Here is a 14,654-nt window from a genome sequence, read left to right on the forward strand (position 1 = left end):
GACGGCATGCCTCGCCTGGAACACCGGAACGGGACGCGTCCTCGTGACGCGGTCCGATATCCGCGGCGGGGCGAAGGCGGAGCGCCACCGGCGATGACGCCGCGGCCGGCACCGGTGGGCGGGCCGTCCCGGTAACTCTCGTTCGCGATGCGGCCGTCGCGGCCGACGACCTCCGTCGAGTGCGGTGTCAACCGCCTCGAAAGACACCGTGCGGTCGCCGCGAGGTGCCACCCAGCCCGGCTCCGACGCCACGCCACCCTCATCAAGATCATTACGCGTCTGGCCAGGTCATACGAGATGCCGTCCGGAGAGAATACCGGCCCGGTATAGGGCATTTCGCGACTTTCGGCATGCAGCATTCATCTGGGCGCCCTGCACCGAGAGGGGCGTCGTGTGCACCGAGGTGGAGGAGTGTGGGTATGGGCAGTGTGCTTCTCGAACGCGAGGAAGCGCTGGCGGCCGCGGCGAGGGCCGGAGAGTCCGCGCGGGCCGGTGCGGGCCGTTGGCTGGTGTTCGGTGCGGCGGCGGGGACGGGCCGCACCGCCCTGTTGCGGGAGGTGGTGGGGCGGGAGGCGGCGGACGGGGCGATGCGTGTGCTGCGCGCGGGCTGTTCGCCGGAGGAGTCGGGGTTCCCCTTCGCTCTCGTGCGCCAGCTCTTTCCCGAGGACGGGGAGGTGCCCTTCGCGGACCTGCCGGCCGCCGAGGAGCAGATGGTCTTCCACCGCCTTGTGACCCGCTTGGCGCGGACCGCCGACCGTCGGCCCGTACTGCTGGCCGTCGACGACCTGCACGATGCCGACATGGCCTCACGCCGCTGGATCGGCTACCTGGCCCGTCGGCTGGCGGATCTGCCCGTGCTGCTGGTCCTGACCGAGTGCCGGGAGAAGGGTACTGCCGTGCTGCCCGGTGCGACGGGTACGTCCGTGGTGCTCCGCCCGCTGGGCCCGGAAGCTGTGGCCCGTCTGGTGTCCACTCGCGGACACGGTGCCGACCGGGCCGAGTTGTGTATCCGGGCGTGCGCCGGCAATCCGCTGCTGGTGCACGCCCTCCTCGCCGACCTCCGCGAGGGGCCGCTGCCCCGCAGCCTGTCCGAGCTGGGCGGAAGCCGCTACCGTGACGCGATCGTCCATTGGATACGGGCCCGGGGGACCCCGTGGTCGCGCCGCTTCTCCCTGGCACTCGCCGTGGCGGGGGACAGCGCCGCGCTGCTCGACGGGGCCCTGCTCCAGGAGGCCGCCGGCCTCTGCCCGGAGCACCGCGCCGCGTCCGCGGGCGCGTCCGCCCTCCGCCGCCTCTTCTCCCACCCGCTGGCACGCGAAGCCGCCCTCGCGGCGGCCGACCCGGACGAACTCGGCGCGCTGCGCGGCCGTATCGCCCGCCTGCTCGACGAGCGCGGTGCGCCCGCGGCGGACGTCGCCGCCCAGCTGCTCCACCTCGACCGGCCCGACGAGGAGTGGATGACGCAGTCCCTGGAGGACGCGGCCGAGGACGCCGTGCGCGGCGGCCGGGTCGACGAGGCCACCGCCTTCCTCCGCCACGCCCTCACCGCTCCGCTCGCCCCCGGCCGCCGCGCCGGGCTCACCCTGCGCCTCGGCGCCCTGGAGCTGCCCCACAGCGCGGATGCCGGCATCCGCAGGCTGCGCGCGGCGCTGGAGCTGCACGCCGACCATCATGAACGCGCCGCTGTCGCACCCGCCCTCGGCGCGGCGCTCGTCGCCCGGGGCCGCATGGACACCGCCATGCGCGTCATGAGCCAAGTGGGCAGCGCCGTGGACGACGGCGAGCTCGGCCGTGTGCTGCAGACCACCGCCGCCGTCATGGCCTCCCACGACGCGGTCGCGTGGCGCGACGCCGTCGCCCGCATGCGGGAGCTGGCGGCGACGGCCCCCGCCGCCGTCGAGCCGCTCGCCTGCGGCCTGGTCACCGAGTACGAGGTCGGGACCGGCCGGCTGTCGGCGGCCGAGGCCCTCGGCCGTGTGCTGCCGCGGCTGGCCGCACCGGTGGACCCCCGGCTCCGCGACGGCTGGCTGGGAACCGCGGCCACCTTGCTCCAGTGGGCCGACCGGCTGGACGAGGCGCGCGCCCTCGCCGAAGAGGCCCTCCCCGCGCCGCCCGCGCTCCCGGACCTGACGGACATCGGCAGACAGTGCCTGATCAGCGTACGGGCCGAAGCGGCCCTGTGGGCCGGTGACTTCCGGCGCGTGACCGCCGAGAACGCGCCGCTCCTCGACGCGTGCGCCGGGCAGGGGATCCGCATGCCCCACCTGGCGTCCATGGTGGCACTCGCCCACTGCGAACTCGGCCACCGTGCCCATGCCCGGCGGCTGCTGGCCGGCCTCGACGAGGAGAGCGCCGACAGCTCCTGGGAGTGGAACGAACTGCACTACGCCAGAGCCTTTCTGCACATGGCCGAGGGCAACGGGCAGGCCGCTCTCGACGATTACCTGTCCTGCGGCCGCGGTCAGAGCGCCCGCGACTTCGTCAGCCCTGTGGCCACCCCTTGGCGCTCCGGCGCCGCCCTCGCCCTGGTCGGACTCGGAGAGCCGACGAGAGCCCTGGACCTCGCCGAGGAGGAACTGTGCCACGCGCGGACCTGGGGGACACCCCGCACGGTCGGCCGGGCCCTGCGGGCCCACGCCGCGGCCGTGGGCGGCCGCCGGGGGCTCGAGTCGCTGAGCGAGGCCGCGGCCGTGCTGAGGACCGCACCGGCCCCCGTCGAACTCGTCGAGACCCTCCTCGACCTGGGTCGCGCACGGCTCGACGCCGGGAACAGCCGCAAGGGCCGTGAGGACCTGCACGAGGCCCACGCCCTGGCACTGCGGCTGCTGGCCCCCGATCCCACCGGACACCCGGACGCCCCGGAGGCGCCCGCCACCGGACGCCTGCTCCGCGCCACCGGTGACGCCCTGCGGGCCAGCGGCGCCCGCAGGACCCGCCGGGACACGACGGGCAGCGCCGCACTCACCCGGGCGGAGCGGCGCATCGTCGAGCTGGCGGTCCAGGGCCGGACGAACGCTCAGATCTGCGAGGTGCTCCACCTGGCCCGCCGCACCGTGGAGACCCACCTCACCCACGCCTACCGCAAACTCGGTGTGACCCGCCGCACCCAGCTCGCCTCCCGGCTGACCGGGACGGGCACGGCGGCCTCCGTCGGCGCGCGGAGCCTCACCACACCCGGCTGACCAGGGCCGCCGCCCGCACCGGGTGACCACCGGGATCGTGGATCTCCACGATGGCCGTCAAGATCCCCCGCACGGCAGGCTGACCTGAGAACACCAGCCGGACCAGGAGCCTCCGGATTCCGGCCCGGCCGCAACAAGTCCGTTCTCACGAGGAATGCACGCCTGGCGTGGGTGGATATATGTCGGTATCTGATGTTACTTCGCATCGCACCGTCCCTGGCGGGGGAGTGGGGGATCCTCATCCGCCGGGCCCGTGCGAAGTGTTGGAGGGGCCGCTCGGCACCGGTGACCTGCTGGCCGCCGTGCGCGCGGTCCTCGACGGCCACGGCGGGGCGCCGGCGCGACCGGAGCTGACCGTGCACGGGCCCGGCCAGTACACGGTGCGGGTGGGCGCCGCCCGGCTGGACATCCGCAGCCGGCCGCTGCCCGACCAGCCGCCCGGCACCCTGGACCCCGTCCTCGACGGGCCGGGGGCCCGCCGGATCGTGCTCACCGCCTCCGGCGCCCCCTCGGAGCAGGCCCGTGACCTGTTCACCGCGCTGACCGGGGCGATCGGCCGGCGGGCCCGGTGCTACACCGAGGCCGAGGCCGCCGCCATCGCGGCCGGCATGCCGCTGACGGACCGTTACGCCCGGCCCGAACCGGCGCTCGCCGGATGGGCGCTGATCTTCCGGGACCACTATGTGGAGAACAGCGTCGGCTTCCTGCTGGCCATGGAGCGCGCCGGACTCGACCCCGAGTGGATCTTCGCGCTGTCCAAGGGCGACCGGACGCAGCACCGCGAGCGGGTGCACTCCTGGTTCCTGCACCGCGGCTACGCCAGCGACACCCTGGACAACTCCGTCATCAACGGCACGGCCGGAGCGGCGGAAGCGGCCCGCGCCCGGGCGGTGGACGCCCAGGTGGCCGACTTCGTCCGCCGGGCGCACATCGCCGGCCGCAAGGTCCTGGTCATCGACGACGGCGGCCTGCTCGCCCAGGGCTACGGCGCCGACGGGCCGGGACCGCGGGTGGACGCCGCCGTCGAGCTGACGGTCAGCGGGCTCAAGCGCATCACGGCCGCCCCCGGCGAACTGGCCATCCCCGTACTGAACATGGCCCGATCCCAGCTGAAGTCACGGCTGGGCTACAACGAGATCGCCGACTCCTGCGTGCGCCGGCTGCGGGCGATCGTGCCCGGCCAGAAATTCATCGGCCGGCACGTCCTGCTGCTGGGCTACGGCACCCTGGGCGCACGGGCGGCCCGCTCGCTGCGGGCGCTGGGCTGCCGGGTCGCCGTGGTGGACACCGACATCCTGGCGCTGATCACCGCCGCCGAGGACGGCTTCGAGACCCACCGCACCATCGCCGAGGCCCTCGGCCGGCAACGGCCGTTCCTCATCCTCGGCAGCAGCGGCGGCACCGCCGTCACCGCCGAGGACGTGCCGCTGCTGCCCGACGGCGTGCTGCTGGCCGGCTTCGCCACCAAGGACTTCAGCGTGCTGACCGACGGCTACCCCGGCGCCACCGCGCAGCGCATCCCGCACGTCGGCGTGCGCTACGACCTGCCGCACGCCACCACCGTCACCGTGCTGGGCGACGGCCGCTCGCTGAACCTCTTCGAGTACGAGGGCATCGCCAACCGCGGCTACGACGCCTACCGCGCCGGCACCCTGCTCGCCGCGCTCGCCCTCTGCCGCGATCCGGAGCGGTTCCCGCCCGGCCTCCACCTGGAGCCGGTGGACCGGATCATCGACGACGCCGGGCTGTTCGACGCGTACTACACCCAGTACCTGTGCGCGCGGTCCGCCCCGCTGGGCACCGGAGCGTTCTCCGGCACCGCCGAGACCCCCGGTGGGGACGCCCATGCCCGGTAGGCCGCATGTGTGCGTCGTCGGCCACGGCGTGGCCGGCCGGCTGCACCACCAACTGCTCGACGGCATGGGCGTGTCCGTGTCCGTCGTCGACCCCACCGCCCCCGGCCGCGGCACCCCCTTCCCCACCGCAGCCACCGTAGGGGAACTGTCCACGGACCGGCCGGTGGACGTCTGGTCGGTCTGCACCCCGACCGCCGGCCACGTACAGGCCGTGGCCGCCGTCCTCGACCGCGACCCCGAGGCCCGCATCCTGCTGGAGAAGCCGGCCTGCCGGTCCTGGGAGGGCCCCGAACTCACCGCGCTGCTCGGCGCGTACGACCGGGCCCGGCTGGTGGTGATGAACCAGTACGCGCACGCCAAGGCCCCCGCCATACTCGAGGCCGTACGCGCCGAGTTCGCCCCCCGGCACCCGGTGTCGGCCATCCGCGTCGCCTTCTGCAAGGACCGCCGCGAGGACATCGCGGCCGGCCGCTTCGTCGACCTCGACTACGGCGTCTTCGGCTACGAGTGGCTGCACATGCTCGCCGTCCTCGGCGGCTTCCTGCCCGCCCCGGCCTTCCACCGCTATCTGCTGGCCGGGCCCGAGCCACAGGCCGTACGGATCGCCCACGACCCCCACCTGGTCAGCACCGCGGCTCACGACACCACGACACTGAGCGTGGGCGCCGGCTTCGCGGGCGAGGTCGAGATCGAGCTGTACTCCACCATCGTCGGCCCCGACGCCCCGCACGCGGCCCCCGCGCCCCCCTGGGCCCGGCGCACCGCACCCGCCGCCGACAGCCGGCTGCGGCTGGCCCGGATCGAGGCCGGACCGGTCCTCCTCACCCTGGAACTCGACCCGGTCTTCCTGCCGGGCGGCACCCGGCTGCCCCGCAACACCCACCGACTGACCATGGACGGGCCGCACGGCCACCGCGAGTGGCTGATCCCCGACTCCCCGATGGACAACGCGCTGCGGCACGGCATCGCGGCCCTGCTCGGGCCCGGCCCGCGCCCCGCGCTGGACCTGCGGCCCCTCGACCGCATCGGCCGACTGGCCGAACTGGCCCGCACCGAACGCCCCACGCCCTCCGGCCCCCCGACCCCCGCTGCCCTGCCGACCCGACTGTGAGAGTGAACCGCCCATGAGCCGGATCTGCCTCGTCATCCCCAGCAACAAGTTCGACCAGTACTTCATCCAGCTCCCCCTGGACGCCGTCACCGCCGCCGGCCAGCTGCGGGCGGAGGGCCACACCGTCACCGTGTGGGACCAGCGGCTCCAGGAGGCGCCCGACGGCGAGGGGTTCGACCTGCTGGTCGTCTTCTCCGCGATCGCCGACCGCGCCCAGTGCTACCCGCTGGAGCTGGACTCCGTACGGGCCGCCGTCGAGCGCGCCGCGTCCCGCTTCCCCACGGCCCGCACCGTCGCGGTCGGCCCGCACGGCACCCACCTGCCCGCCTCCACCCGCGCCGAGCTGGGCGTGGACCACATCGCCTGCGGCGAGACCGACTCGGCCACCGTCGGCGCCGTCCGCGCCCTGCTGGCCGGCGTCGACGCACCCGTGCTCCCGGGTGCCGCCACCCCGCACAACCTGCTGGATTCACCCGAACCCCGCCCCCGGCCTTTCCCCAACCTCCCCCTGGAGGAACTCGCCTTCCCCGCCTACGACCTGGTGCCCACCGCCGACTACACGGCCGAGGTCATCTCCGGCGGGCTGCCGCTGCCCGGCCCCTGCGGCATGGTGCTCGCCGCCCGCGGCTGCACCTACGGCTGTACCTTCTGCCACCTGCCGTTCGGCACCAAGATGCGCAACCAGCCGCTGGACCGGGTGGTGCGCGAGATCGAGGCCCAGCAGGCCGCGGGCCTGGAGTTCGTGTTCTTCCTCGACTACGTCTTCGGCATCAACCGCGCCTTCTACGGCGAGCTGTGCGCCCGGCTGGAGGGCCGCGGGGTGGGCTGGGTCGGCCAGACCCGCGCCGAGGTCGTCCTGAAGAACGACGTCAGCGCCTGGGCGCGGGCCGGCTGCCAGGGCATGTGGCTGGGCGCCGAATCGCCCGCCATCGCCGACACCGGCGTCCACAAGCGGGTCAGCGAGGCACAGATCGAGGAGGCCGTCCTCAAGCTGCGGGACGCCGGCATCACTCCCTTCGCCTTCGTCCTGCTGGGGCTGCCGCAGGACGAGGCCTGCGCCTCCGGCCGCCTGGTCGACTGGGCCGCGAAGCTGCCCGCCTGGTTCGGCATCAACCAGCTCTACCTGCGGCCCGGCACCACCCTCTACAACCAGCTCGCCCCCCAGTACAACGGCGGGGTGCTGCCCGCCACCTGGCACGAGGTCCAGGAGGTCACCCGCCGCTACCGCGCCGCCTACCCCACCGACCTGGACCACCAGCAGCGGCGGCTCACCGAACTCCCCAACTACCTGGGCAACGCCATTGCCCCGGTGGCGGGCTGAGGAGGCGGCCGTGCTGCGCTTCGGCATCCTCGGCTGCGGCTCGATCGCCGGCTTCCTCGGCCGCTTGCTGGCCCGGCCCGACGGCCCGCTGCGTGAGCGGGCCTGTCTGGTGGCGGTCGCCGGACGGGACCCGGTACGGGCGCACCGGCTCGCCGCCGAACTGGGCTGCGAGGCACTCGCCGTCCCCGACCTGCTGGCCCGCACGGACATCGACGCCGTCGTCGTGTGCACCCCGTCCGGCACCCACGCCGAACTGGGCACCGCAGCCCTGCGCGCGGGCAAGCACGTCCTGGTCGAAAAGCCCGTCGACGTCACCCCGGAGGCCGCCGACCGGCTGATCGCCGCGGCCCGGCACACCGGCCGCACCCTCGGCGTCATCTCCCAGCACCGCTTCGACCCCGCCGCCGAAGTGGCCAGGGCCGCCATCGAGGACGGCACCCTGGGCCGGATCACCTCGGTCCTCATCGAGGTCCCCCTGTGGCGGGCGCGGTCCTACTACGCGTCGGGGCAGTGGCGCGGCACCCGTGCCCTGGACGGCGGCGGCGCCCTGATGAACCAGGCCGTGCACGCCGTCGACCTCGCCCAGTGGCTGGCCGGCCCCGTGGTGGAGGCCGCCGCGCACACCGGCCTGCTCGCCCACGACGGCATCGAGGTCGAGGACGTGGCCACCGCCAGCCTGAAGTTCGCCGACGGCGCGCTCGGCGCGCTGCTGGCCACCACCGCCGCCTACCCGGGGCGCACCACCCGGGTCGCGGTCAACGGCGAGCGCGGATCGGTCGTCATCGACAACGACGAGCTGGCCTACTTCCACACCGCCCGCGAGGGCGAGCAGCCCACCGCCTACGGCGCGTACGGCGACGGCAACCAGGCCGCCGACCGGTGTCCGCCGCCGGGGGAACCCCCGCTGCGCGACCGCATCGGCCTGCTCCACCAGCCCCACCGCGACCAGCTCGTCGACTTCTGCGACGCGGTCCGCACCGGCCGCCCGCCCCTGGTCGACGGCGCCGCGGGACGGCGGGCGGTGGCGGCGGTGCACGCCGTGTACACCTCCGCCCGCACCGGGCGCACCGTACGGCTCGACGAGAGCGGCAACCTCACACAGGACAAGGGGAGGACCCCATGAGCGGGACCCTTCGGCACCCGGCGCCGGACGAGCACAAGGAGGCGCTGGCCCGGCTCTTCGACCGCAGCGCCCCGACGTACGAAAAGGTCGGCGTCTCGCACTTCGACGCCCTCGGCCGCCAGTTGGTGGAGGAGGCCCGCGTCCGGGAGGGCGAGCGGGTCCTGGACGTGGGGTGCGGCACCGGCGCCGTGCTCGTTCCCGCGGCGCGGGCCGTCGGCCCGCGCGGCTCGGTGACCGGCATCGACCTGTCCGCGGGCATGGTGGAGCGGTCCCGCGCGGCCATCGCGGAGGAAGGGCTGGGCAACGCCCGCGCCCTCGTCGCCGACGCCGAGACTGCCCACTGGCAGCCCGGACCACCCGTCGACGGCACCTTCGACGCGGTACTCGCCGGAATCTCGATGTTCTTCTTCCCCCACCCCAGGGACGCGGCCGCCCGCTACCGCCAACTCCTCGCCGACGGCGGCCGGTTCGCCATCTCCTGGTGGGGCCGCCCGGACGAGCGCTGGAACCCGGTCTTCGCCGCCAGCGCCCCCTACGGCGGCACCTCCTCCCACCGGCTCCCGCCGGACAGCCCGTTCCGCTCCGTCGAGGACCTGCACACCATGCTGACCGAGGAGGGCTTCAGCTCCGTCGACACCGTGGAGCGGACCTGCGTCACCCGCTTCCGCGGCCCCCACCAGTGGTGGCAGTGGGTGTGGTCCACCGCCGGCCGGCAGTTCTGGGAGAGCGTGCCCGAGGATGCCATGGCCGACGCGGTCGAGGCGGTCGAGGCCGAGCTGGCCGCACTGCGCGCCCCCGACGGGAGCCTGACCAGCCGGAACATCGTCCGCTTCACCGTCGCCGAGGTCGCCCGGTGAGCGACGCCGGCACAGCGCCGCACCGGTCCCGTACGGAAGCACCCGCCGCCCACCCGCTGTTCTCCCTGTTCTCCCGGGAGTGGCTGCGGCACGCCGAGGCCACCGCCGGACGGCGACCTGAGGAAGGCGCGGCCCTCCGGCTCGGCCTGCGCCTGACCGATCCGCCTGACGGGGTGGCCGGGCAGATCCTCGTCCTGACCGACCTGGCCACCGGCGCCCTGTGGTTCCGCGCCGGCGAGTGGGACGAACGCCCCACCCTCGTCCTGACCCTCCGGCACGACGAGGCCGCCGTCCTGCTGTTCGGGGACGCCGAGCGGCGGGTGCGGCTCTTCGAGCACGGACGGCTGGTCCTGGAAGGGGTGTTCCTCTTCATCTTCTTCCTGGACCGGCTGCTGCAACAGGACCCGTCCGGGGCACTGGCCCGGCTGCGGAGGTTCACCGCCGACGCACCGCGGACGGCGGACCCGTGGCCGGGCGCCGCCGCGCCGGTCACCGCGCCGGACGCCGAGACCGACGCGGTCCGCGCCGCCACCGAGGCGCTGCCCCGTACGATGGCCGCCCTGCGCGCCGAACTCGGCCGCACCACCCCCGGCGCCCAGCTCCACGTCAGCCACGCCCCGAGCGGCACCACCGTCTCCGCCGCCCTGGGCAGCTGCCGCCCCGGAGTGCCCTTCACCCGGGCCTCCCTGCCCATCTGGTACTGCTGCTCCAAGACACTGGGCGCGGTGGCGATCGGCCAGCTGTGGGAGCGGGGCCTGCTGGACCCGTCGGCGCCGGTCGCCCACTACCTCCCCTGGTACGACGGCGACGGCCGCGAACGGGTCACCCTCTACCAGCTGCTCACCCACACCACGGCCGTCCCCATGGGCCTGGACCCGCTGCACGGGGCCATGGCCGCCCCGGTCGCACTCCGCCGCGAACAGCTGCGGAACATGACGATCCCGGCGGGGACGCCCCCCGGCGCGCGGATCAACTACGGGCCGTGGTGGGCGTGGTTCCTGATCGCCGAGGTCGTCCGCGCCGTGGACGGACGCGACTACGAGCGCTATCTCGCCGAGGAGATCCTGGCACCCTGCGGGATGACCGACACCCGCGTGGTGCTCACCCCGCAGGAGTACCGCGCCGAGGCGGACCGGCTGCCACTCATCCACATCACCGGCGGCGGCCTCCCGGCCCAGCCCACCCACTGGTACGCCACCGAGGCCTCCTGCACCCGGCCCATCCCCGGCCTGAACATCCGCGGGCCGATGTCCGACCTGGCGCTGTTCTTCACCGCGCTGGCGGACGGCGGCCGAGGACGCCACGGGCGCATCCTGCTGCCGCAGACCGTCATGGCACTCACCGCGCACCACCGGGTCGGCCTGGTGGACCCGTTCGGCAACGCCGACTGGGGGCTGGGCTTCCGCGTCGAGTCCCGCCACCTCGGCGACGAGTGCACGGCCTTCAGCCGCCACGCCTCACCGCGCACCTTCGGCCACTACGGGCTGTGGACCTCGGCGGCCCTCGCCGACCCGGACGCCGGCCTGGTGGTCGCACTGCACCTCAACGGCAAGACCTGGCAGGAAGAGCACCAGGAACGAATGATCACCATCGGTGACGCCGTCTACCAGGACCTCCGGCTGACCTGATGCCCGGGCCCCTCGAAGCGCCCGCACACACCCGCACCGCAGGAACGGAGAGCCGAACATGACCACCCCGCAGCCTGAGGCCGCCCTCCCGGCCGACTCACCGCACACCATCATCGACATCGCGGTCGCCTTCTGGAAGTCCAAGGCGCTGCTGAGCGCGGTCGAACTGGGCGTGTTCGAAGAGCTCGCCGTACGCCCCGCCACCCGCGCCGAACTCACCGGAAAGCTGGGGATCGCCGGCCGCGGCGCCGCCGACTTCCTCGACGCCCTGGTGTCCCTGGGACTGCTGGAGCGCGACGGCGGCATCTACCGCAACTCCCCGGTCGCCGACCGCTATCTGGACCCCCGCAAGCCCGCCACCGACATCTCCGGCTACCTCGCCTTCCTCAACGCGGGCTTCGGCTGCTGGACGGGGCTGACCGACGCGCTGCGCAGCGGCGGCCGACTGGACTTCTCCGCGGCGCTGGCCGCCTCGCAGTCCGCGGACCAGGGCGGGGCCGGCGACCCGAAACTGGTGGGCGCCGACGCCGAGGACGACACCTTCGGCGAGGCGTACGCCGCCCCGGACCAGGTGACCGGATTCCTGCGGGCGATGACCGGCTACAGCATGGGCGCCAACCAGGCCATCGCGGAGCGGTACGACTGGTCGCGGTCGCGGACGGTCGCCGATGTGGGCTGCGCCGAGGGCTCGCTGCTGGCCCAGGTGCTGTCCCAGAACCCACACCTCCAGGGCATCGGCTTCGACCTGCCCGTGGTCGGCCCCGGCTTCGACGCCCACCTCGAACGGGTCGGCCTCACCGACCGGGCGCGCTTCGCCGGCGGCGACTTCTTCACCGACCCGCTGCCGACCGCCGACGCGATCGTGATGGGACACGTCCTGCACGACTGGGATCTGGACACCAAGAAGACCCTCATCGCCAAGGCGCACGAGGCACTGCCGGAGGACGGCCGGCTGCTGATCTACGAGTCGCTGATCGACGACGACCGCCGCGAACGCACCACGGGCCTGCTGATCAGCCTCAACGTCTCCACGGTCTCGGCCGGCGGGCTGGGCTACACCGGTGCCGAGTGCGGCGACTGGATGCGCGCGGCGGGCTTCCGGGACATCGCCGTGAGCCACCTGGACGGCCCGGAGTACCTCGTCGTCGGCGTCAAGTAGCACCGCGTACCCGGCCGGTGCCGTGTGGCGCCGGCCGCGTACCCCACCCCGCACACCTCCTGTCACGCCCCCGCAGCGTCCAGCAGCCGAGTGACCGACTCGACGGCTTCATCCGACTCTCGGTCCTGGAGGGGGTCGTTCGCTGCAGATCGAGAACCTCGAACTGCGGGTCGCCCGCCAGGTGATACCAGTACCCGGCGTGCGGAGCAGCGGCCGGGTGGCCCGAGGGTGCGATCCGGTGCGGGGGCCGGGGAGGGAGGCTCCCCGGCGTGCTCACTGCTGCGGGGGCGGGTCGGGCTGTGCACCGGCCAGGACCGGTACGAGCGCGTCGGCCTGTACGGTGCCCAGACCGGTGACCAGGTCGTAGCCCACTCCCGCGGTCCACCCGGTGAAGCCGGGGACGTTCGGCGGCGGCACGGTGCTCCCGTGCTGGCCGTTGACGTCGCTGGTTCCTGAGGTCACGTCGACGAGGCCCGAACCGCTGCTGTACGGGAACGGGATCCCGTAGAGGGTCTGGTGGACGTCGCCCAGGCCCTGCCCGGCCTGCTGCGCGGCCATCGCGACGACACCGGCGAACAGCGGGGCCGACACACTCGTGCCGTCGATCGTCACGAACTTCCCGCGCCCCGGCTGGTAGGACAGGAAGCCGGTCGCCATCATCGCGACGTCCGGGGTTCCGCGTCCGCTGCCCACCACGGACTGCACGCCGTTCTGGTACGACGGGCGTGGGTACACAGCCGAGATGCCTCCGCTGCTGGAATGCCATCCCACGTCCGGGCTCTGGCGCTGGCCCGAGGCATCCAGGTCGAGGACGGTTCCCCCCACCGACACCACGGCTGGGTTGGACGTCGGCCACAGCGTGCCCAGCCTGCCCGAGGACAAGCCACCGTAGTCGCCGGAGGAGGCCACCATCGTGGCACCCGCGGCGATGATCTGAGAGATCACCGGGTCGAGCGCCGCGATCGTGCCGTTCTGCTGCTCCGTCGCCTCCCCGTAGTCGAAGCTCATCGACACCACATCGGCGCCGTACTGCTGCACAGCCTGAAGGTAGCCCTGGAACCTGTTCTGGATCGTGTCCGACTGCACCACGACGATCTGGGCGCCCGGAGCCATCGTGTGGATCGCCTGGACGTCGGTGGTCGTCTCGTCGAGCTCCCCCGACGGGACAGGACTGGGCGTCGGGGAACCGGACTGGACGAACTGCAGGGTGGTGGGCGGAAGCCCGGTGGCAGCCGAGTAGGTGTCCAGATCCTGCTGGATCGTCGTGGAGCCCTGGCCGTAACCGGTCACGATGGTCATGCCCTGGCCGGTCAGCCCCTGCGCCTGCAGCGTGTCGGCTCCGTAGGCGGCCTGGATCTGCTGTGGTGTGTAGCAGGGGGTGGAAAGCCCTTGGCAGGGATCGGTGCCCGGCGGGGGTTCGGCGCCGAACGCGGCGGACGGCGTACCGACGACAAGGGCCGCTGTCACGGACAGAACCCGAACGAGTGCATTTAGTGACATAAAGGGATTGTTGCCCGCATCGGGGCGAAGCGCTCGCGCTGGGGCGCGTCACCCATCGGGCCGGCCGTACCTGTTGTCGCCGGGCTGCGTCTACGACGGCGGCCTGGAGATCACAGCTGTCCCCAGAGGTGGCCGGGTTCTCGATCGTCACGCCGAGGCTTCCTTCAAGATGGGGTGGCCTTGGGGCGGAGGGGAGAACGCCACCAGCCCTCCCCGCGTGCGGGCAGGTAGGCCCAGGTGGTCCGGTGGCCGTCGGGCCACGTACGCCAGCCCCACCAGCCCAGCTCCTCCACCAGGGCCAGCCCGCGGCCCCGCTCGCACGACCCGTCCTCACCGCCACGACCACGCGCCGCCGGAGTGTCCGCACCCCCGCCGTCCTCCACCTCGATCAGCACCGCACCACCACCCTCGGCGAGAAGCAGGCCGATCTCCTCCCCATCAGCGGGAGCGGCATGGTGAAGCGCGTTGGCCAGCAACTCCCCGGCGAACAGCTCCGCACGGCACAGCGGTTCCCCGGCAACGCCCCAACGGGCGAGGATCTGTTTCACCGCACGGCGGGCATCGCTGACCGCACTCGCTCGCGGCACCACACCCATCGTCTGAAGGCGCTGCGCACGCAGGCGGGGGCGCTTGCGCAGCGCGGGCGCCGTCACCGGGACGCGGGTGACGCGATCAGGGCAGGGAGCGGCCACGGTGATCATGCCGCACCCCCAGCGGTCAGGCCCGTGCCGGTGAAGCCGGGAATCACGTCGGCGTGGAGGGTTCCCAAGTCCCTGTAGAGGCAGCTGTTTTCCTCCAGCACGGGGCGGGTGCTCCTCACACCCAGGGCTGATTCAAAGTCCTGGTGATCATGTGGTGGTGCAGGTCAGGGCAGGCCGATGAGGTCGAGTGGGCGGGTGAAGGGGTGGTAGGAGACC

Annotated in this window: 10 protein-coding genes; 8 read left to right on the forward strand and 2 right to left on the reverse strand. The window is 73.6% G+C overall.

The window, feature by feature from the left end; all coding sequences use genetic code 11:
- Nucleotides 1-419: 419 nt before the first annotated feature.
- From AB0435_RS13355 to AB0435_RS13390, 8 genes are all read left to right on the forward strand, one after another.
- Entirely contained in the window at nt 420-3,182 is a 2,763-nt protein-coding gene (locus AB0435_RS13355) for an AAA family ATPase (RefSeq protein ID WP_366426983.1), read from the forward strand.
- Between the two features lie 260 nt (nt 3,183-3,442).
- A complete protein-coding gene (locus AB0435_RS13360) occupies nt 3,443-5,038 on the forward strand; it encodes a hypothetical protein (protein ID WP_366426984.1) in 1,596 nt (531 codons plus the stop codon).
- The gene (locus AB0435_RS13365; RefSeq protein WP_366426985.1) at nt 5,028-6,149 is read left to right on the forward strand and encodes an ABC transporter ATP-binding protein; all 1,122 of its coding nucleotides are present in this window, start codon (nt 5,028-5,030) and stop codon (nt 6,147-6,149) included. The genes AB0435_RS13360 and AB0435_RS13365 overlap by 11 nt, the downstream gene beginning before the upstream one ends.
- 13 nt (nt 6,150-6,162) lie before the next feature.
- The gene (locus tag AB0435_RS13370) at nt 6,163-7,470 is read left to right on the forward strand and encodes a radical SAM protein (RefSeq protein WP_366426986.1); all 1,308 of its coding nucleotides are present in this window, start codon (nt 6,163-6,165) and stop codon (nt 7,468-7,470) included.
- A gap of 10 nt (nt 7,471-7,480) precedes the next feature.
- On the forward strand, nt 7,481-8,593 hold the full coding sequence (locus AB0435_RS13375) for a Gfo/Idh/MocA family oxidoreductase (protein WP_366426987.1): 1,113 nt from the start codon (nt 7,481-7,483) through the stop codon (nt 8,591-8,593).
- Complete coding sequence (locus AB0435_RS13380; RefSeq protein ID WP_366426988.1) at nt 8,590-9,450, forward strand: methyltransferase domain-containing protein; 861 nt, start codon at nt 8,590-8,592, stop codon at nt 9,448-9,450. Before AB0435_RS13375 ends, AB0435_RS13380 begins: the two co-directional genes overlap by 4 nt.
- Entirely contained in the window at nt 9,447-11,078 is a 1,632-nt protein-coding gene (locus AB0435_RS13385) for a serine hydrolase domain-containing protein (RefSeq protein WP_366426989.1), read from the forward strand. The genes AB0435_RS13380 and AB0435_RS13385 overlap by 4 nt, the downstream gene beginning before the upstream one ends.
- A 58-nt stretch (nt 11,079-11,136) precedes the next feature.
- Entirely contained in the window at nt 11,137-12,237 is a 1,101-nt protein-coding gene (locus AB0435_RS13390) for a methyltransferase (RefSeq protein WP_366005457.1), read from the forward strand.
- A 273-nt stretch (nt 12,238-12,510) separates the two neighbouring features.
- Here AB0435_RS13390 and AB0435_RS13395 read toward each other — a convergent pair whose 3' ends face one another.
- Together AB0435_RS13395 and AB0435_RS13400 are read right to left on the reverse strand one after the other, a co-directional pair.
- The gene (locus AB0435_RS13395; RefSeq protein WP_366005456.1) at nt 12,511-13,704 is read right to left on the reverse strand and encodes a S53 family peptidase; all 1,194 of its coding nucleotides are present in this window, start codon (nt 13,702-13,704) and stop codon (nt 12,511-12,513) included.
- Nucleotides 13,705-13,901: 197 nt separating this feature from the next.
- Nucleotides 13,902-14,438, reverse strand: a complete 537-nt coding sequence (locus AB0435_RS13400) for an ATP-binding protein (protein WP_366426990.1) — start codon at nt 14,436-14,438, stop codon at nt 13,902-13,904.
- Nucleotides 14,439-14,654 lie beyond the last annotated feature (216 nt).

The sequence above is a fragment of the Streptomyces sp. NPDC051173 genome, from assembly GCF_040689515.1.
GTDB lineage: Bacteria > Actinomycetota > Actinomycetes > Streptomycetales > Streptomycetaceae > Streptomyces.

Excerpts from the sequence above, each read along its gene's own strand:
- AB0435_RS13380 (WP_366426988.1), top strand. The coding sequence starts at position 8,590 with ATGAGCGGGACCCTTCGGCACCCGGCGCCGGACGAGCACAAGGAGGCG.
- AB0435_RS13390 (WP_366005457.1), top strand. The coding sequence starts at position 11,137 with ATGACCACCCCGCAGCCTGAGGCCGCCCTCCCGGCCGACTCACCGCAC.
- AB0435_RS13365 (WP_366426985.1), top strand. The coding sequence starts at position 5,028 with ATGCCCGGTAGGCCGCATGTGTGCGTCGTCGGCCACGGCGTGGCCGGC.
- AB0435_RS13355 (WP_366426983.1), top strand. The coding sequence starts at position 420 with ATGGGCAGTGTGCTTCTCGAACGCGAGGAAGCGCTGGCGGCCGCGGCG.
- AB0435_RS13370 (WP_366426986.1), top strand. The coding sequence starts at position 6,163 with ATGAGCCGGATCTGCCTCGTCATCCCCAGCAACAAGTTCGACCAGTAC.
- AB0435_RS13400 (WP_366426990.1), bottom strand. The coding sequence starts at position 14,438 with ATGATCACCGTGGCCGCTCCCTGCCCTGATCGCGTCACCCGCGTCCCG.